Source organism: Mesorhizobium sp. WSM4828 (assembly GCF_055811175.1).
Genome location: NZ_JBVVQK010000015.1, coordinates 67,916 through 85,220 on the forward strand (window position 1 = coordinate 67,916; position 17,305 = coordinate 85,220).

The 17,305-nt window shown below is 58.1% G+C and carries 14 protein-coding genes and 1 pseudogene; 4 read left to right on the forward strand and 11 right to left on the reverse strand.

The features are described 5' to 3' along the window. Positions 1-11: 11 nt before the first annotated feature. The 3 genes from nifA (AC0L2X_RS18340) to AC0L2X_RS18350 form a co-directional block, all read right to left on the reverse strand. Positions 12-1,754, reverse strand: coding sequence for a nif-specific transcriptional activator NifA (gene nifA, locus AC0L2X_RS18340; RefSeq protein ID WP_473600185.1), 1,743 nt, complete (start codon positions 1,752-1,754; stop codon positions 12-14). 528 nt (positions 1,755-2,282) lie between these two features. Further along, on the reverse strand, positions 2,283-3,314 hold the full coding sequence (locus AC0L2X_RS18345; RefSeq protein WP_473600186.1) for a LacI family DNA-binding transcriptional regulator: 1,032 nt from the start codon (positions 3,312-3,314) through the stop codon (positions 2,283-2,285). Between the two features lie 415 nt (positions 3,315-3,729). Then, positions 3,730-5,163, reverse strand: coding sequence for a dicarboxylate/amino acid:cation symporter (locus AC0L2X_RS18350; RefSeq protein WP_473600187.1), 1,434 nt, complete (start codon positions 5,161-5,163; stop codon positions 3,730-3,732). A 162-nt stretch (positions 5,164-5,325) separates the two neighbouring features. Between AC0L2X_RS18350 and AC0L2X_RS18355 the strand changes: the two genes are divergently transcribed. The 4 genes from AC0L2X_RS18355 (at position 5,326) to AC0L2X_RS18370 (ending at position 10,482) form a co-directional block, all read left to right on the forward strand. After that, complete coding sequence (locus AC0L2X_RS18355) at positions 5,326-5,760, forward strand: hypothetical protein (RefSeq protein ID WP_473600188.1); 435 nt, start codon at positions 5,326-5,328, stop codon at positions 5,758-5,760. 1,447 nt (positions 5,761-7,207) lie between these two features. Next, on the forward strand, positions 7,208-8,197 hold the full coding sequence (locus tag AC0L2X_RS18360) for a nodulation protein NodZ (protein WP_473600189.1): 990 nt from the start codon (positions 7,208-7,210) through the stop codon (positions 8,195-8,197). Between the two features lie 142 nt (positions 8,198-8,339). Continuing rightward, a complete protein-coding gene (gmd, locus tag AC0L2X_RS18365) occupies positions 8,340-9,437 on the forward strand; it encodes a GDP-mannose 4,6-dehydratase (protein WP_473600190.1) in 1,098 nt (365 codons plus the stop codon). A gap of 91 nt (positions 9,438-9,528) precedes the next feature. After that, positions 9,529-10,482, forward strand: a complete 954-nt coding sequence (locus tag AC0L2X_RS18370; RefSeq protein ID WP_473600191.1) for a GDP-L-fucose synthase family protein — start codon at positions 9,529-9,531, stop codon at positions 10,480-10,482. A 262-nt stretch (positions 10,483-10,744) separates the two neighbouring features. On the opposite strand, the pseudogene AC0L2X_RS18375 reads toward AC0L2X_RS18370, so the two are convergent. The 8 genes and pseudogenes from AC0L2X_RS18375 to nifA (AC0L2X_RS18410) form a co-directional block, all read right to left on the reverse strand. Further along, positions 10,745-10,855 (reverse strand): annotated as a pseudogene (locus AC0L2X_RS18375) (dihydrodipicolinate synthase family protein); the annotation flags it as partial. 15 nt (positions 10,856-10,870) lie between these two features. Beyond that, on the reverse strand, positions 10,871-11,671 hold the full coding sequence (locus AC0L2X_RS18380) for a YggS family pyridoxal phosphate-dependent enzyme (RefSeq protein ID WP_473600192.1): 801 nt from the start codon (positions 11,669-11,671) through the stop codon (positions 10,871-10,873). Between the two features lie 200 nt (positions 11,672-11,871). After that, positions 11,872-12,783, reverse strand: coding sequence for an SIR2 family NAD-dependent protein deacylase (locus tag AC0L2X_RS18385; RefSeq protein ID WP_473600193.1), 912 nt, complete (start codon positions 12,781-12,783; stop codon positions 11,872-11,874). Positions 12,784-12,824: 41 nt separating this feature from the next. Further along, positions 12,825-13,037: a putative nitrogen fixation protein NifT gene (gene nifT / locus AC0L2X_RS18390; RefSeq protein WP_126079055.1), complete on the reverse strand. Its 213-nt coding sequence runs from the start codon at positions 13,035-13,037 to the stop codon at positions 12,825-12,827. Next, positions 13,034-13,360: a nitrogen fixation protein NifZ gene (locus AC0L2X_RS18395; RefSeq protein ID WP_473600194.1), complete on the reverse strand. Its 327-nt coding sequence runs from the start codon at positions 13,358-13,360 to the stop codon at positions 13,034-13,036. Before AC0L2X_RS18395 ends, nifT begins: the two co-directional genes overlap by 4 nt. Before the next feature lie 91 nt (positions 13,361-13,451). Further along, positions 13,452-13,646 carry a 4Fe-4S binding protein gene (locus tag AC0L2X_RS18400; protein WP_473600195.1) on the reverse strand — a complete coding sequence of 65 codons (195 nt, stop codon included), beginning with the start codon at positions 13,644-13,646 and terminating at the stop codon, positions 13,452-13,454. Positions 13,647-13,678: 32 nt separating this feature from the next. Continuing rightward, positions 13,679-15,160 (reverse strand): nitrogenase cofactor biosynthesis protein NifB, encoded by a 1,482-nt coding sequence (gene nifB, locus AC0L2X_RS18405; protein ID WP_473600196.1) that lies wholly within the window; start codon positions 15,158-15,160, stop codon positions 13,679-13,681. A 251-nt stretch (positions 15,161-15,411) separates the two neighbouring features. Beyond that, the gene (gene nifA / locus AC0L2X_RS18410) at positions 15,412-17,169 is read right to left on the reverse strand and encodes a nif-specific transcriptional activator NifA (protein WP_473600197.1); all 1,758 of its coding nucleotides are present in this window, start codon (positions 17,167-17,169) and stop codon (positions 15,412-15,414) included. Between the last annotated feature and the right edge of the window lie 136 nt (positions 17,170-17,305).

Below are 17,305 nucleotides of genomic sequence, written 5' to 3' on the forward strand. Positions count from 1 at the left end.
CGACAGCCGGTTCAGAGACACTTGATCTCGATACCGTATTTCTTCAGCGCGTATCCAATCTGGCGCGGCGTCAATCCAAGCAGGCGCGCTGCCTTTGCCTGTACCCAGCCGGATCTTTCCATGGCCGCGGTGAGACGCTCGCGATCGGTCATCTTCGCGTCGCTTCCGAGGCCTACCCTAACAGGCACTGATAGTGCCTGCTCGCTGTCAACAGACGCGGCCGCGACGGCGGGCGAAGCAAAACCACCAGACGATTGCATGGCAGGGTTCAGTGGCGATGGTGCCATTGGCTCCGATTTCGGCGCTGTCTCCTTCGATGTATTCTTCCATAGCATCGCGGAAAGACATTGGCCGTGGCAGCAGTCAAAGTCCTTTCTGACGATTGACGCTCCCGCTGCCAGGGTCGCTGTCCGCTGCACGCAATTTTCAAGCTCGCGGACATTTCCGGGAAAAGCACAGTTCATCAGCACTTCAGTCGCACTTGCATCGAAGGCCAGCGTACGGCCGTTCTCGTTGTTGAAATTCTTGAGAAACTCAGCGGCAAGAAGCGGAATATCACTGCGCCGTTCGCGCAACGGCGGCACCAGCAAGGGAACAACGCTGATGCGATAATAAAGGTCGGCGCGAAACTCGTTCTTTGCAACAGCGTCTTCCAGGTTCCTGTTCGTGGCGGCAATCACGCGAACGTCGACCTTAATCGTCTGGTTGCTGCCGACGCGCTCGAACTCCTGCTCCTGCAGCACGCGCAGCAGCTTTGCCTGGAACGAGGCCGAAATCTCACCGATCTCATCCAGAAACAACGTTCCCTTGTCGGCGAGCTCAAAGCGCCCCTTGCGCGAGTTGAATGCACTGGTAAAGGCACCCTTTTCGTGACCGAACAGTTCGGATTCCAAGACTGTCTCGGGAAGCGCTGCGCAATTGAGCTTGATGAACGGCCGCTTGGCGCGCCCCGACAGCTCGTGAACGGCCTTGGCGACAAGCTCCTTGCCGGTCCCGGATTCGCCGCGCAGCAAAACGGTGCTGTTGGACCTGGCTACTAACGCGACCTTCTCAAGCAGCCCGCGCAGCGCCGGGCTGTCGCCAATGATGCCCTTGACGTGAGCCCTTTTTCGCTCCTGCCCAGGCTGCTTGGGCTCGCCGAATTGCGTTTGCAACCGGATTTTCTCAGCCATCAGTCGCTCGCGGTCGGACGCGAACAGGCGATGCAGCTTCACTGTCTGTCCAACCAGATTGGCGATTGTGGTAAGGAGGCGGAGGTCGTAATCGAGGAGGGAAGCTGATTTGTTGTCCAGGATGCGGTCGATGGTCAGCGTGCCTACGACGTTCGCATCGACGCGAATGGGTACGCCGATGAACGACACTTTGATGTTGTCGGACGCCCCGAGCACGTCCTTGTCGGCGGCGTTGAAGGCCGGATCCACCGCTATGTTCTCGGCGACGAGCGCCATGCCCGTCGTTATGATCTGGTCGATCGCCGTCCGTGGCAGATGCTTCCGGTAGCGCTCATCGCTGCCTTCGCTCCACCCGGCGCCGACGGTCATGTCCGGTATGCCGGCACCGTCGAAGAGCGAGATGATGCCGTGCCGCACCTGCACCAACGATGGCAGGAGATCGACGACGTTGGCCAACGTGGCTTCGAGCCCAGAGGGGGCGGTGAGTGCTTTCGATGTTTCGAAGATGTCTGGCGCCCTCTCGCGCAACGGCACTATATGGACCACGTGATTCGCCTCGGACTTTGAATTAGGCCTCTTCATTTTTGGAAGCGATATGCAGCGTGACGAGATCTGCCTGGCACTTTGCTCGGAGTTGCGGGTATCGTGTTAGATGTGATCATCCATCTCGCGCCATGCATTCGTGGGCGCCTCGGCCTGGCACGCGGGGCTTCATTGGAGCACGAAAAGGCGTTGAGGAAGATAGTCGTGACGATTGATCCGCCAGCGAGACAGACGTCTGCTGCCGGCTGTTCGCCAGCAATGAGATTGCCGCCGAGATGATCGTTAATGTCGGTGCCAGTCACGCCCGGGCCGCGGGCAAGTGCGGCCCTGGCAAGTTGGGGCGGCGTCATGCGGTCGATCGCAAAGCTGAGCGACGCTTGACGCATGGCTTTCCTTTCTCTTCCATGAAGTGCGGGTCGTCGTTCTCGGCTGACTGGCTTCCGCCGCGCAGCAATCATTCGTTGTTAAACGAGACCGGAATAGGGGAGGTGAGTCAACCAAACTCCCACTGCTTTTCTTTCATCGATGAAACGAAATTAGCCTCTCATGATAGTATCTTATCAGTTCTCAGATGTTTTCCGGCAGATAGATCTCAAACGGCAGAAAAGTCTGCCCAAGCGTCTCCGAAGTGCCGACAGTGATGGCCTGGGCCATCAGCGTCATCAGTTCCTGGCAAAGCCGGCGCTGGGGCGTGGCGACCGACATCGTGATCATGCCATCTGCGAGTGCTGCCCGTGACTCCGGCGTGATCTCGTTAACGATCGCGACGAGACCCCGGCGTTCGCCTTCTTCACGGAGCGCGGAGATCGCTCCCTCCATACCTCCGCCGGCCACATAGAAGCCGGTGAGTTCGGGTTCCCGTTGCATGAGATCCAGCGTGGCCTCGTAGGTGATCTGCCGTGCCTCAAGGTTCACGAGCGGATCGAGCAGCTCGAATGTCGGTGCATTCTCACGGAAATAGGAGCGAAAGCCGACCTCCCGCAGCTCCTGGCCCTGAAAACGGTGGCTGCCGACAAAAACCGCCACCTTGCCGGGCCGTCTTGCGACCTTTGAAAGCATCCACCCTGTCGTCCGCCCGACCTTGCGATTGTCGAGGCCGATGTAGCCCTCACGAACACCTTCGGCGAAATCGGAGAGCAGCGAGAAAACGGGGATGCCTTTTGCCTTGAGTTCTTGGACGGCTGCGGTGATCGCCGGATGGTCCGGCGCCACCATGGCGATCGCGTGGCAGCGCGCGCCGAATTTCTTGATCAGTGGAATAAGGTCGCACGGCATGTGGGATGGCGCGAATTCGATGAGCGGAGTGCCATGGAAGCACGTCGCCGCGTTGACCGCTGTTTCGACCTCACGCGCGAAGCCCTGGTAGAAGTGGTGAGTCGGTTTTCTCAGGATGAAGCCAAGCCGATAGTGCGGTAGGTCCCGCTGCAGGCGCTGCTTGATAAGACCTGCGGCGTGATATCCGATGGCCTGTGCCGCCGCTAAGACCCGATGCGCAGTCTCCTCCCGCACCGGATGACGAGCATTCAGAACTCGGTCAACGGTGGCAACACCGACCCCGGCTTCCCGGGCGATATCAGCAATTGTGGGTCGCTTCGCCATTGTCCGAGTCTGATTAAAACGACATCAGGAAGAAACCCGGTAATGATAAGTTTCAGTAAAATCTATCATTCCTGCATCAATCCTGTTCGCTATCGGAATTCTTGTCGTGGCGCGGTGCGAGGTAGAAGCCGAAACGTGGACCACGCGCCTTCCGACCGTCTTCGACATCATCGATGCCCATAGATCATTGATTCCACTACGCCAACATCGCTTGGTTGCGTAGAACGTGGGCGAATTGTTCAGCCGGGCCGACGAGAGCTGATCGTGGTGGGGTCCGATCGAGCTCCGCGGTCGGTTCCACCAACCGTCGCAATCTTCGTAAGCATTAAGCGCATCATCGATGACTTGTGTGTCGTGACTGGTACGAGACCTTCGCAAGGCGCACATGATTCTGTACTCACTACATTTCGGGATTTTATCTGCCCGCGAGAGGCCGTTTGGAGCCCGCGGCTCGATTGTCCGACGTCTGCGAGCAGCCGGGCGATTCAACCGGTAACGATGCTGCCGACTTGCTCGGCGCGGGCGCTATTGATGGCTGGCCGGTTGATGTCTCGGCAGGCTGGTGGCCGCAGAAGGCAGCTTTTAATTGCGCCTGATCCAATTCGCCTTCCCAGCGGGCGACGACGAGCGATGCCACCGCGTTACCGACCAAATTCGTCAGTGCCCTGCATTCCGACATGAAGCGATCGACGCCAAGGATCAGCGCCATTCCAGCAACCGGAACGGCCGGCACTACGGAGAGCGTAGCGGCCAAGGTGATGAAGCCGGCACCTGTGACACCTGCTGCACCCTTTGAGGAAAGCATCGCGACGAGCAGCAGAAGGACCTGATCGCTAACTGACAAATCGGTATTCGTCGCCTGCGCGATGAAAAGGGCCGCGAGGGTCATGTAGATATTGGTGCCATCCAGATTGAAGGAATACCCGGTCGGGACGACGAGGCCCACGACCGAGCGCTTGGCGCCTGCCTTTTCCATTTTCTCCATCAGAGAGGGCAACGCGGCCTCGGAGGAGGACGTTCCGAGGACCAGCAGCAGCTCTTCCTTGATGTAGCGGATCAGAGAAAAGATCGAGAAGCCGTTGTAGCGACAGACTGCACCGAGAACCCCGAACACGAAGAGCAAGGCGGTGACATAGAAGGTCCCGACCAGCATCGCAAGGTTGGCCACCGAGCCGATGCCATATTTGCCAATCGTGAAGGCCATTGCTCCGAAAGCGCCTAACGGCGCGGCTTTCATCAGGATGCTGACCAATTTGAAAACGGGTGCAGTGAGGTCCTGAAGGAAGGAAACAACCGACTTGCCCCTTTCTCCTACCATCCCCAGCGCGATGCCGAAGAGGACGGAGAAGAACAGCACCTGTAGAATGTCGCCTTCCACAAAGGCGCCGACGATCGTGGTCGGGATCATGTTCATCAGGAAGCCGGTCACGGACTGCTCGTGGGCCTTTGAGGCATAGCCATTGACGGCCTGGACGTCGAGCGAGGTCGGATCGATGTTGAGGCCGGCGCCAGGCTGAATAACATTACCGACGATGAGCCCGACGATAAGCGCGAGCGTCGAGAAGGTGAAGAAATAGACCATCGCCTTGCCCGCAACACGGCCGACCTTCTGAAGATCGCTCATGCCGGCAATCCCAGTCGCCACGGTCAGAAAAATAACGGGCGCGATGATCATCTTGACGAGCTTGATGAAGGCATCGCCGAGCGGCTTCAGGTTTTCTCCGATTTGCGGATAAAAATGGCCAACTGCAACTCCGAGAATGATTGCGACAAGCACCTGTACGTAAGGCTTGGCACAAAAGGTCTTGCGGGGTGCGCGGTTTGCGCTGGGCGCCAGCGGGGTCAACATGTAAGTTTCCTCTCCCTGACCGGTTTGGGGCGGGCTCTTCCTCTCTTCCCGCGGCTTCTCCCATCGCGGCGCTCCGGTCGAACGCTGCTGCGTTCTTGGCGCAAGAGCCGTGCCAAGCCAAGAAAACCTCGAAATCGCCGGGATCTCAGGTACTTTCTACAATTGTGCAGCAAGATTGTGCGGTTTTCCGCACTGATCGCCTTCCCTGCTGGCGGAATTCCGCACTATGGGTCGTCAATGGTCGGTCTGAAGAATGCGATGGCAGAAGAAGACATTGGCAGGGGCGCCTTCCAGCGCGCCCTCTCCGGCTTGCAATTCTTTGTGCGGTCGCTCTGCTCGTCGTCTTTGCAACGGGCCGCATCGCCGGCACCAGAGCGGAGTCTGCCCTGCGCGACCGTGCTCTTGCCGGGTTCCCGCTTGCAGCCGACCAGTTTGAAAGGGAAGGTCGAGAAGCAGCGAGTGATTCCGCTGGTCCTCCCACGCGACGATGCGGTTCAGGAGATGCTCGCAGTCCGAGCACCTGCCAACGAAGCCGCGCTTGATGACAAGCTTCGCGCCATCGCGCGCCATGCCGGTTTCTTAAACGTTAGGGCATAGCGGCTGCTGCGAGCAATGCCGGCGAGCCGACCAGTTTCGTCGGCAGGGTTTACCGCTTTCGCCACCACTTCACCGAGGCGGTGGCGGATAGCGCGGCTATGCAACATACGCTCGGCACCGGTTAGCGCGGCCTGGGCCCTATCTGTCGAGCCGGTTCGATGGGCCGGAGGGGCCGCTCGGTGTGATTGTGGTGAAGGTGTAGCTCGACTGGGTCGAGTCGCGTTGGCTGGAGTGCGGCTTCGTGGTGTTCACGAGCGATGAGCGCGGAGTGGTTCTTGCCACGAGCGTGTCCCAATGGCGTCTTGGCGCTCTCTCGCCGCTTTCCAAAAAAGGGGGACTCAACCGCTCGCGATCATCTACAGTTACCGGGCGCGACTTCCGAGTCGGTGCCACTTTCCCGCCACGGCGGCAACCTGGTTACCGCAAGTCCTGAGAGTCGATCAGCCGGTTTCGTTGCGGTTTCGCAGAACTCGGCAAAGCAGTTCCGGGCTGGCGCATGTCGTTCCCGCCAACACCGAATCTCCTCGACGGTCATGACAGCCCGCTGACCACGCTGCTTGCCCTCGTTCTCGTGGGATTCTTCGGTTTCATCATTGTCCGACGGCGGGCGACCCGGCATCGGCGAAGTGCTTGTGCTCCTGAATGCGGAACTGGAGCATCGCCTTGAACTGCGCACGGCGGAGTTCCAGCGCTCGAACGACGCGCTCGCCGGTGAGATCGGCGAGCGAGAAAACGCTGACGCAAGAGTGCGCCGCTTGCGCGATAAACTCTGCCAGGCGAACCGCTTGTCAATCCTGGGACGGATAACGGCCCGGGGTCGGCCGGCCTGCCGCGCCGCCGACCGCCAGCCCCAAGTGGTGAACGGTCCGGCGAGTCTCTCCGCGACAGCCCCGTCCTTAAACCGTTCGGCAAATATCCGTTTTCGGCAGAGGGGTGTACTACAGACGAAGCGTCTTGGGACAAGCTCAATCGTCTTGGCCGCACACGGAGGACATCATCGGGATCGTCGTCGCGGCCGCGCTCATGGCCGGCTGACTTGGGTCGATGCTGCGTGCTGCGGCCGTAAGGCTCCGCTGGGATTAGCAGTGACGTACAACGAGAGGGTTCAGGTCAACGCCCTGGAACCCGTGTCACTAGCTATCCATGACGTGGATGCCTTTCATCGAAACATACGATTTTACCGATGTTACGGCACGTTGCATAGAAAGAATTCAAGGATGTAAGCCTTAGGGAAAGTCGTTGATGTTTGCGTCGGCTCCGAAGAGCATTTTCTGGTGCGCCGAATTCCAGCCTAGGCGCGCGTCCATCGCGGCCAGGCACTTCCTCGATCGACGCAAGCTACATCGCATTGGCGCAGCACGACAAGCTCCCCCGAATTGCGCAGGCGCTTGCCTCAAAGGCAGCAGCAAAGCTGAGGTTTGTGGTGTTTTGGAAAGAGGCAATTTAGATGCTTGTTGATGGCTCAAGGATGGATCGGTTCGTAATTTCTCGACGGCGCGAGGGTCTCGGTGATTGCCTGTGGTCTCTCGCGTCGGCATGGGACTACGCACATCGGACGGGACGGGCTTTAGCAATAGATTGGCGCGGCTCTTGTTACCTCGACAATCCGTTTGCGAATGCCTTTCCGGCTTTCTTCAAGCCAATTGAAGAGATCGGTGGTGTACGGGTCATTTGCGATGACGAGATCAACCACGTCTCATTCCCCGGTCCCTTCTTCCCGTCGTGGTGGAACAAGCCATCCATCGACTGCGTGTACCGTCCGGATGAACAGATTTTCCAAGAACGCGACGAGCTTAAGGAACTTTTCCAGGCCCAAGATGATTGTGAAGCCAACACGGTAGTGTGTGATGCTTGCTTGATGTGGCGCTGCGATGAGCAAGCCGAGCGAACGATATTTCGGAGCATCACACCGAGGGCCGAAATTGAGGATCGGATTGAAGCGCTCTACCAGGAACACTTTGCCGGGCACAGCATAATTGGGGTCCATGTCCGCCACGGCAACGGCGGAGATATTATGGATCACGCACCTTACTGGGCTGATCCAAAGGTTGCCTTAGAGCAGGTATGCACTGCCATTCGTATGGCCACAGCGCAACCGCATCCAAGGCCTGTAAGGGTGTTCTTGTGTACAGACAGCGCCCAGGTTGTTGATCACTTGTCGGGCGTATTTCCCGAACTTTTCACCGTCCCAAAACGCTTCAAAGCGGATCAGGCCGGCCCCTTAAACAGTGCAGCACTGGGCACTGACGGGGGTTTTTCCGCTCTCGTTGATATGTACCTCCTCGGTAGATGCGACACTGTAATTCGCTTTCCTCCGACTAGCGCCTTCTCCCGCTATGCCCGCCTCTTCGTGCCACGAATTATCGAATTCGATTTGAATGACCCGCGTCGTTTGATCTTGATTGATAACTCTTTCGACCGTTCCCCGACCCCATGAAGGGGTTGGCATCCCGCTCGAACTCTCCCTTGCCTTCGCGCAGAGGCCCCGTTCGCCCTGCCCAATGCGCCCCTTTCTCGCCACGCAATCCCGCCGCAGGCGAGCATTTTCTTCGGCGCGTCAAAATCAAAAGGATTCAAGCTTGTCAAAGAGAAAAGTCGCTTTAATCACCGGGGTCACGGGGCAAGATGGTTCCTACCTCGCAGAATTGCTTTTGGAAAAGGGCTATTCTGTGCATGGGATAAAAAGACGATCGTCTCTTTTCAATACGGGCCGCATAGACCATCTCTATCATGATCCTCATGAAAGTGGCGTTGATCTTACACTTCACCACGGGGACATGACAGACTCGTCCAGCCTTACGCGGGTCATCCAACTGGTTCAGCCGGACGAAATTTACAATCTGGCAGCTCAGAGCCACGTTGCAGTCTCCTTTGAACAACCAGAATACACCGCGAACTCGGACGCGTTGGGTGCGCTGCGTATCCTCGAGGCAATTCGGATCCTGGGGCTCGTCGAGCATACGCGCTACTACCAAGCCTCGACGTCTGAGCTCTACGGGCTGGTGCGGGAAACGCCACAGACCGAGACGACACCGTTCTACCCCAGATCACCCTACGCTGTTGCCAAATTGTATGCTCACTGGATCACCGTAAATTATCGAGAAGCTTACAATTTATACGCGTGTAACGGCATTTTATTTAATCATGAGTCACCCGTGCGCGGAGAAACATTTATAACGCGCAAAATCACGCGCGCCCTAGCGCGGATTAAGCTTGGAATGCAGCCGACTCTATTCTTAGGCAACCTTAATGCTCGTCGCGATTGGGGGCACGCTCGAGACTACGTCCAGATGCAGTGGTTGATGCTGCAGCAGGAGCAAGCTGAAGACTTTGTGATCGCTAGCGGTGAGCAACATTCGGTGCGTGAATTTGTCACCGTCGCGGCCGCCGAACTCGGCATTGGTGTTCGTTGGGTTGGGGAAGGGGTCGATGAAGAGGGGTACGATGCCAAGACGGGAGCTTTGATTGTAAAAGTAGATCCCCGTTATTTTCGTCCTGCAGAAGTCGAGACACTTCTCGGCGATGCCAGCAAGGCCAAAGAAAAACTTGGGTGGGAGCCAAAAATCTCCTTCATTGAATTGGTTAGGGAGATGGTTTGGGAAGATTTTGGTATCGCAGAGCGCGACGCAGTGCTGATGAAGCATGGTTATTATTCATACAGTCCACGAGAGTTATGATGACAACGGCGGCGCCATGCTGGCTTGTTGTCAGCGTTACGGTGGCGTTCTTAAGGAGCGTCCATAGCGGTATCACATGGGAAACAAAAAGATGAAGAAAGTCTATGTAGCAGGCCATCGCGGCCTTGTTGGATCCGCCACAATGAGTGCCCTCGAGGCGTTAGGATCGTATGAGATAATAACACGTACTCACGACCAACTGGATTTATTTGACCGGAGCGAGACGCGCAGGTTCTTCATGTCGCAGCGGCCTGATTACGTCGTTATGTGCGCCGCAAAGGTTGGTGGTATAGTGGCGAACGCTAGCTCCCCCGTCGATTTCCTTCATAACAACCTGGCGATTCAACTCAGTGTTTTTGATGCCGCATACGCTTCCGGCGTCGAACGGATGATTTTTCTTGGCTCCTCGTGTATTTATCCACGCGACTGCCCGCAGCCGATACGGGAGGAATACCTTCTAACCGGTCCGCTTGAAGCGACGAATCGTCCCTACGCTTTGGCAAAAATCGCCGGAGTCGAAGCATGTTGGTCTTTTAACCGGCAGTACCAGACGCGCTATCTCGCGTTGATGTCGACCAGCTTATATGGTCCCGGCGATAATTATCAGCCCGAAAATTCCCACGTTCTGCCTGCTCTAATACGCCGTTTTCATCAAGCTAAAATAAACGGCGACTCCTCGGTTGAGGTCTGGGGATCCGGAAAGCCTCGGCGAGAGTTTATGTATTCGTCGGATGTAGGCGATGCCATTGCGTTCCTACTTGGCCTGCCAGATTCGGCTTTTGACGCCTTGACAGCCCCCGACACCGCGCCCCTGATTAATGTTGGCGTTGGCGAGGATGTCACAATTCGCGAGGTGGCGGAACTCGTCAAGGCGGCGGTCTGCTGGGAGGGCAATCTGGTATTCGACACGACGAAGCCAGACGGTACTCCGCGCAAGTTACTGGACGTAACCCGTTTGCATAAGCTTGGCTGGAAAGCCAAAACGTCTCTTGGTGCCGGGTTGCAAGCGATGTATGAGGATTTTCTTCGCCTTCATGGGGCTTGATGTGGATGCGCGCATCCTGGTTGGACTGCGTGTCCGACCGGATGCAAGTTTGTTCAGTCAGCCCAAACAGAAGAGAGGGACGCATACATGCGGCGTGCTGTGCCCCGAAGATGGAATTCGAGACGAGCTTGCCCTGATCCTCAATGCAAAGCAGGTCGTAGCCATAGGAACAGTGCGCGATGTCGAAATCCGCCCAATTTGGCCATAAGCTTGGGCAGGACGCTCAGAAAGGCCGCTTGCGTCGCGTGATTGCGTGGGCTGGCAGGCCGATGGAGGCAACCTCAGCCGCGATCAGTCGGCTGACCAGTTTCCCCAATGCGTAAATCTTGACCCGGCCGGAACGATCGGCGGGGGTGATCGGAAAAGCAGACAGGCCGTTTGCGAAAAATCATGGTTCAATTCCTCGATCGGTGGGGGCGAAACCCGGCCAGTAGTGGCCGTCAGGCGTCGGCCGCTTGCCGAAGATGGCCTGACCGACGCGCACGACAGTGGTGCCTTCCTCGATGGCTTCCTCGAAGTCTCCGGTCATGCCCATGGAGAGCCCGGTCAGCGCGGCGTTGTGCTTCACGGCTTTGTCCCGCAGCCGGCGCAGCAGAATGAAGCAAGGCCGCACCTTGGCCATGTCGGAGGAAAACAGCGCAAGTGTCATCAACCCGCATGGCCGGAGACGGGGAAGCTGATCGAGAGTCTCCAGGAAGGGCAGCAGTGCGTCCGGATGGACGCCGAACTTGCTGTCCTCGCCAGACGTGTTGACCTGCACATAGACGTCGAGGAAGCGATCTTCGCGCTCCAGCCGCGTGTTCAGAAGGTCGGCGAGCTGCAGGCTGTCGAGCGCATGAAACTCACGCGCGAAGCGGGTCAGATATTTGGCCTTGTTGGTCTGCAGATGTCCGACGATGCTCCAGTCGATGGCGAGATCGTGAAGCGCCTCGCACTTTGACATTGCCTCCTGGATTTTGTTCTCGCCGAAGGTGCTGATGCCGATGTCGAAGGCATATCGCAGGATTTGGGCCGGCACCGTCTTGGTGATCGGCAGCAACCGCACGGAGGCTCGGTCGCGCCCGGCCCGTGCGCAAGCAAGCGTGATGCGCTCTTCAACCGACGCCAGATTGGTGCGGAAGCTGGTAAGGGGATCAGGCCCGAAGCGTTGGACGTCCTCGGGCGAAAGCGGCGGATTGTTCGTGCCCATTGTGATCTGCCCCTTCACCGCACGGTGACCAGATAGCGGCCGGCTTGCGCGTCAGCATATCCGCTGCAGCTGGAATGAAACCGTCGCATCTTTTCCAGCGCTGGCTCGAACAGCAGCACCTCTCGGAGCTCTTGAAAAACCCGGAAGTCAATTGCCCGTTTACCTTTTCGGCAATCGCTGTTGAGCCGCCTGTGAATGGCTCAAACGATCGCCCTTTTGGCTTCATGCAATGTCTCGCACAGTCCGACGAGACGGGCCGCGGCTTGACCCGTCGGCATGTCAATGACCGTGATTGCGCTTTCCGCAAGGAAGCGACGCTCGTTCCTGGTCAGCGTTGCTGTATCGATTGCCGCAAAATGTGGGCCATTGGAGCGCTTCATGATCTGTCGGGCATAGGTGCGCAGCATCTGATCGTTGAAGCGGCAGCCGAGGAAGAAAAGACCACGGCTGGCTCGCCGTTCCTTCACCAGGTCAGGGATCGGCGTCTGGATGTCGATTTCGCTCAGCACTTCAACGTAGTCGGAATCTGCGACGAGGAAGTTTGCGGCCGGCCTGGCCCCGCCGTGGGGGGCGTAAAGAACCGTCTTCGCCGCTGGTGCGGATTCGAGTAATATCCCGGACAAATCGTAGGCTTTCGTCCAAATTTCGCCGATCTCGAGCGCCCGAGAGACGCCCTGTATTTCGACGACGTCCGTTCGGCGGGTCTGTATTAAGGCCGCGCGCATGGCACCGTCGTACCAGCTGTCGACGATCACCGAGAGCGGCAGCGTTGCTAGCCAGGCATGCAAGATGGTCGGCACCACCGGGGCCGCGAATATTTCGGCCATCCAAACTTGAAGCGTCCGGCGGTGCCGGCGCTGTTCGATATACTGCGCAACCGACCACATGTTGGTGCGAATTTTCGAAGGGGCCGGCGTGCGCTTGTTGAGCGCTGCGGCAACAGCTTCGGGGGTATGCGGTACAAGCGGTTCCGCGGAGCTGATCTCAAGCAGACCCGGGCCGAGATAGGGGATGACCTCATCGGCCGCGAGCGCTTTCTTCAAAAGGTCAAGCTGCCTTTCGGCAAAACTGTCCCGAATGACGACGAGATGGCCCGAGGTCATTGTGTTCATGCTCGTATCCCTTTGCCGCTCTCTTTGTGTCAACCCGAAGGTCAGTCCTCGTCGGAAATCTTCCTTGCCTCCACGGTAATCGGCAAAGGCGTATCCCGCGGAAGGTCGGGCAGGACTAACCGCCAGCCGTTCTTCAGCGTCACAGCTCCACCCCATAAGTGTTCGTTGTCGACCTTGATGATCGGCTCTTCGATATCTTTTTTGGGAATATATGCCGACAAGCCAGCACCGGTCCTGCGGATCATTACCTTCATCCGGCCGTTCCTTCGTCAAACCCAGCGCCGATTTCGGCTGTGCAAGCAATCCCAGCCGTCTCAAGGCTCATGAGTTCACGCGCACGCATGCCGACGACGGTGCCGCGATCGACCCATTCCACCGCGTAGATGTAGAACTGCTGGAGAAAGGTGCCGATGTCGCGCACATAGCCCTCGTCGCCCTTGCGCACCAGGTTTTCGCCGATCTCCTTGCCAGGATAGGTGCCGTCATTTTTTATGTGGCGTGTGGCACGGACCCGCTCACCCGGCATGAATCGCGGGGGTGAACGGATTTCGATGTCCTGTTCGCGTCCGAGGCTCATGGCCGTTCCTTTCTCGCGGCTGCAGCTTTTCAACAGCGGATCAATGGTCCGGCGCAGGCGCCTCGACCGTGTCGGTGGCCGAAATGGAGGTTCAGGCGGGGACGCAAGTCTTCGACACCGGACATACCGAGGCGCATTGCTGCGTTTCGAAGGCCCCCTCGCATTCGGTGCACTTTTTCGGATCGATCACGTAGGTCTCGCCCTTGAACTTGATCGCTCCGGAAGGGCATTCAAACTCGCAAGCGCCGCACTGGGTACATTGGGAAGCGATGATCTTAAAGGCCATTTTCAACTCCGGTTCGGTTGGAATGAGACGGCTCAGGCCGTCGCAGCCAGTGGCTCGCCCCCAAATTCGGCGGCGTAAAGCGCGCCGATGGCGGTCTCGATGTAGTCATACCCGTAAGCATCCGTTGCTCGGATGCCGCCTTCCTTGAGTCGATCCTCTGGGCAATTTCCAATTCTCGCGCACAGCAAGATGTCTACGCCTTCGAGCGTAGAGATGAGGCCGTCGAGACTCTTGTCCTCGGCCCAGCCGCCGAGGCAATACTGCTCGACCTTGCGATGACCGACGAAGCTGATCCCTTTCGGCGAGGCCTCATAAACCTGGAATTCCTTCGCATGGCCGAAATGCTCGTTGATGCGGCCGCCACCCTTGGTCGCTACCGCGACAAGAAGCGACTTGTCGGAGCTCGCGGTCTTCACCATCCCGAGCGCCTCGCTCTTGGCCGCCATGCGATCGCCCCGCTCGCGCGCGACCACCGCCCGATAGGTCTCGCGCTTGCTGGCGTTGTAGGTGACCTTGTCGGGAAGCCGGTCGAGCGTGAATTCCTGGCCGCGATCCTCGCCGAGCAGGCCGACAGCATCGGCCCGGCACTGCCGGCAGTGGCGCATCAGCTTGGCGCCGCCTTCGAGACGATCCTGAAGGGCCTTCAGCTCCATTGCCTTGGGCCCGCGCTGCCCGCTCAGGCCGTAATGCGTACCGTGTGCCGGGTCGGAAATCAGCGGCATGACATTGTGCAGGAACGCGCCGCGCTCCTTGACCCATTTATTCACCTCGATCAGGTGCTCGTCGTTTACCCCGGGGATCATTACCGAATTGATCTTGGTCAGGATGCCCCGCGCCGTCAGCATCTCCAGCCCCGACATCTGTCGTTCGTGCAGGATCGTGGCTGCCTCGACGCCGGTATAACGGCGGTGATCATAGAAGATCCACGGGTAGATCTTGGCACCGATCTGCGGGTCGACCATGTTGATGGTGATCGTCACGTGATCGACATTCATTTCGGCAAGCTCGGCGACGTGGTCTGGCAGCGCGAGCCCGTTGGTGGAGATGCACAGCTTGATATCGGAGATTTCCTTGGCGACCCGTTCAAATGTCGCCCTTGTGTTCTTCCAGTCGTAACAGGCATCGCCCGGTCCGGCGATGCCAAGTACGGAAAGCTGCGGCACTTCGTTGGCGACCTCGATCACCTTGCGCAGCGCCTGGTCGGGCGTCAGTCTTTCCGAGACGACCCCGGGCCGGCTTTCGTTGGCGCAGTCATATTTGCGATTGCAGTAGTTGCACTGGATATTGCACGCCGGGGCGACCGCCACATGCATTCGCGCGAAATAGTGGTGCGCTTCCTCTGAAAAGCAGGGATGATCCTTGATCTTCTCCCAGACAGCTGTGTCCATCTCGTGCGGTTTTGCGGAGGAGCCGCAGGATGAAGATGCGCAACCAGTGGATTTCGCTCTCGCCGGCGACTGATCGAAGAATGTCGTGCCGGAAAGGTCCTGTGGCGAAATCATCGGTGCGGACATCGACCGGCTCCGTGCGTGGTGTGAACATCGCACTTCAGAGCGCAAGAGATATGCCAACTCGAAAAGCGGTCTTTATCCGTTATGTTGGCTCTTACGTCGGCCTTTTGTGCCCAATTGTGTCCGTTTCCTGCGACACGGGTTTGTCAGGTCCCCGACAACAACAAAACGTGGTCGCGAAACGTACCGTGTTGTCTCAGTTACGTCCGTTGCGGGGAGCAACCGTAGCCCAAATGTGACGTCATCAATGACGTTTAGAACTTCTTCACTCCGATACGATGCCGGCGCAAAGCATAGCCGACCTGGCGCGGCGTGAGACCGAGGACACGAGCCGCCCTGGCCTGAACCCAGCCGGCCTTCTCCATCGCATCGATCAGCCGGTCGCGTTCCGTCAGACGCGGGTTCATTGCAGGGCAGGCGGGATGGTTGGGGTCGCAGGTCTTGCCGGGCGATGCCTCATCCTGTGAGGCGCCGACTCGCGGGGCAGGCAGCGGCGATGCAACCGGCATCATATTGCCACGTGCGGACTCGTCGACGGCATAGCCGCCATGTGAACGGGCGACTCCTTTCCACAGAAGCGAAGAAAGGCACTGGCTGTTCTGGCAGGCGAAATCCGACGGAGTTATTGTCGTTGAACGCGCAAGCGTGGCCGTCCGTCGCACACAATTCTCCAACTCACGCACGTTGCCAGGGAAATAGCATTGCGAGATCAGGTCAAGCGCCGACGGCGTGAAGGCGAGATCGCGATGGTTCTCCCTGTTGAATCGGTCGAGGAGAGCTTTCGCAAGGCGTGGAATATCGCCCGGCCGTTCTCTGAGGGGAGGCAGGACTATTGGCACCACATTGATGCGGTAATAAAGGTCGGCCCTGAACTCTCCATTCCGGACAGCCGCCTCGAGGTCCTTGTTAGTGGCGCATATGAGCCGCACATCAACCCTTAGGGTCCTGGTGCCGCCCACTCGCTCCAGTTCTCCTTCCTGCAAGACGCGCAACAGCTTGGCTTGAAAGGCAGGCGAAATCTCGCCGATTTCATCAAGCAGCAGGGTTCCGCCATTCGCCAATTCGAACCGGCCGGCGCGCTGCAGGATAGCCCCGGTGAAGGCGCCCTTCTCGTGGCCAAAGAGCTCCGATTCCAAAACGCTTTCGGGCAGTGCGGCGCAGTTCAATTTGACGAAGGATTTCTCCCTTCGATGTGAAAGCTTATGGATGGCCTGTGCAAAGAACTCCTTGCCGGTACCGCTTTCGCCTCGCAGAAGCACGGTGGAATTGGTCCTGGCCACGACCGAGACGATCTCGAGCACTTGCTTGAGTGCGGGACTTTCTCCGATGATTCCGTCGATCTTGACATGCGGACGCCGAGCCGAATGGGTCCTATCCTCGTCGAGCGACCGCTCTGGTCTCGGTTGCTCGATAAGTCGCTGACGAGCTGTGCTTAAAGTGCGATGGAGGCGGATGGTCCGGCCGACCAGATTGGCGACCATGGCCAGGAAGCGTAAGTCCTCCTCGTAGCGGAACCTGGTGGTACCGTTCCTGACGCGGTCAATCGACAGCGTCCCGAAGATCTTTTCCTCAGCCTTTAGCGGGACACCGATAAAGGCAGTTGCGATCGTATCGCTGCTCGATTGAGGATCAGCCTGAAATAGCTCAGACGTGCTTGTGTCTTGTATGACGATCGGCACTCCGGTAGCGACGATCTTGTCTATTACGGCCTGGGGTACGACGCTGCTGGCGCCTGATTGAGGCACTGTGCCGCCGCTAGTCGCGCTAATCTGCGGCTGTCCTTCAGCGTCCAGGACGACGATTGCACCACGACGCATTTGCACAAACGAGGAGAGGACATTCGCGACATTGGCAAGCGTAATCTCCAGCCGGGCGGGGGCAGTCAGAACCTTGGATATCTCGTAGATTCCCCTGAGCAAGGTGTCCGCATTGCGCACCGCTTCGACCGCAGGTTCAGGCGGGGTGTTCCGAGATGCAATTTCACTGACCTGATCTCGAAGCATGTGAGCCATGCAAACACCTCAAGGTTTGTCCAGGTGCTCCTCCCGAGCCCTTTTTTGTATTTTGAGTTCAAGAACATAGTATTTTCAGCTTTCGGTAATTGCGAACGATGTTGACGGATGTTGACCGCAATTGCGAACCTCTCAT

What these genes read in the sequence shown, in the direction of transcription:
- nifA (WP_473600185.1), bottom strand. Translation starts at nt 1,754, where the DNA reads ATGAAGAGGCCTAATTCAAAGTCCGAGGCGAATCACGTGGTCCATATA.
- AC0L2X_RS18345 (WP_473600186.1), bottom strand. Translation starts at nt 3,314, where the DNA reads ATGGCGAAGCGACCCACAATTGCTGATATCGCCCGGGAAGCCGGGGTC.
- AC0L2X_RS18350 (WP_473600187.1), bottom strand. Translation starts at nt 5,163, where the DNA reads ATGTTGACCCCGCTGGCGCCCAGCGCAAACCGCGCACCCCGCAAGACC.
- AC0L2X_RS18360 (WP_473600189.1), top strand. Translation starts at nt 7,208, where the DNA reads ATGCTTGTTGATGGCTCAAGGATGGATCGGTTCGTAATTTCTCGACGG.
- AC0L2X_RS18370 (WP_473600191.1), top strand. Translation starts at nt 9,529, where the DNA reads ATGAAGAAAGTCTATGTAGCAGGCCATCGCGGCCTTGTTGGATCCGCC.
- AC0L2X_RS18380 (WP_473600192.1), bottom strand. Translation starts at nt 11,671, where the DNA reads ATGGGCACGAACAATCCGCCGCTTTCGCCCGAGGACGTCCAACGCTTC.
- AC0L2X_RS18385 (WP_473600193.1), bottom strand. Translation starts at nt 12,783, where the DNA reads ATGAACACAATGACCTCGGGCCATCTCGTCGTCATTCGGGACAGTTTT.
- nifT (WP_126079055.1), bottom strand. Translation starts at nt 13,037, where the DNA reads ATGAAGGTAATGATCCGCAGGACCGGTGCTGGCTTGTCGGCATATATT.
- AC0L2X_RS18395 (WP_473600194.1), bottom strand. Translation starts at nt 13,360, where the DNA reads ATGAGCCTCGGACGCGAACAGGACATCGAAATCCGTTCACCCCCGCGA.
- AC0L2X_RS18400 (WP_473600195.1), bottom strand. Translation starts at nt 13,646, where the DNA reads ATGGCCTTTAAGATCATCGCTTCCCAATGTACCCAGTGCGGCGCTTGC.
- nifB (WP_473600196.1), bottom strand. Translation starts at nt 15,160, where the DNA reads ATGTCCGCACCGATGATTTCGCCACAGGACCTTTCCGGCACGACATTC.
- nifA (WP_473600197.1), bottom strand. Translation starts at nt 17,169, where the DNA reads ATGGCTCACATGCTTCGAGATCAGGTCAGTGAAATTGCATCTCGGAAC.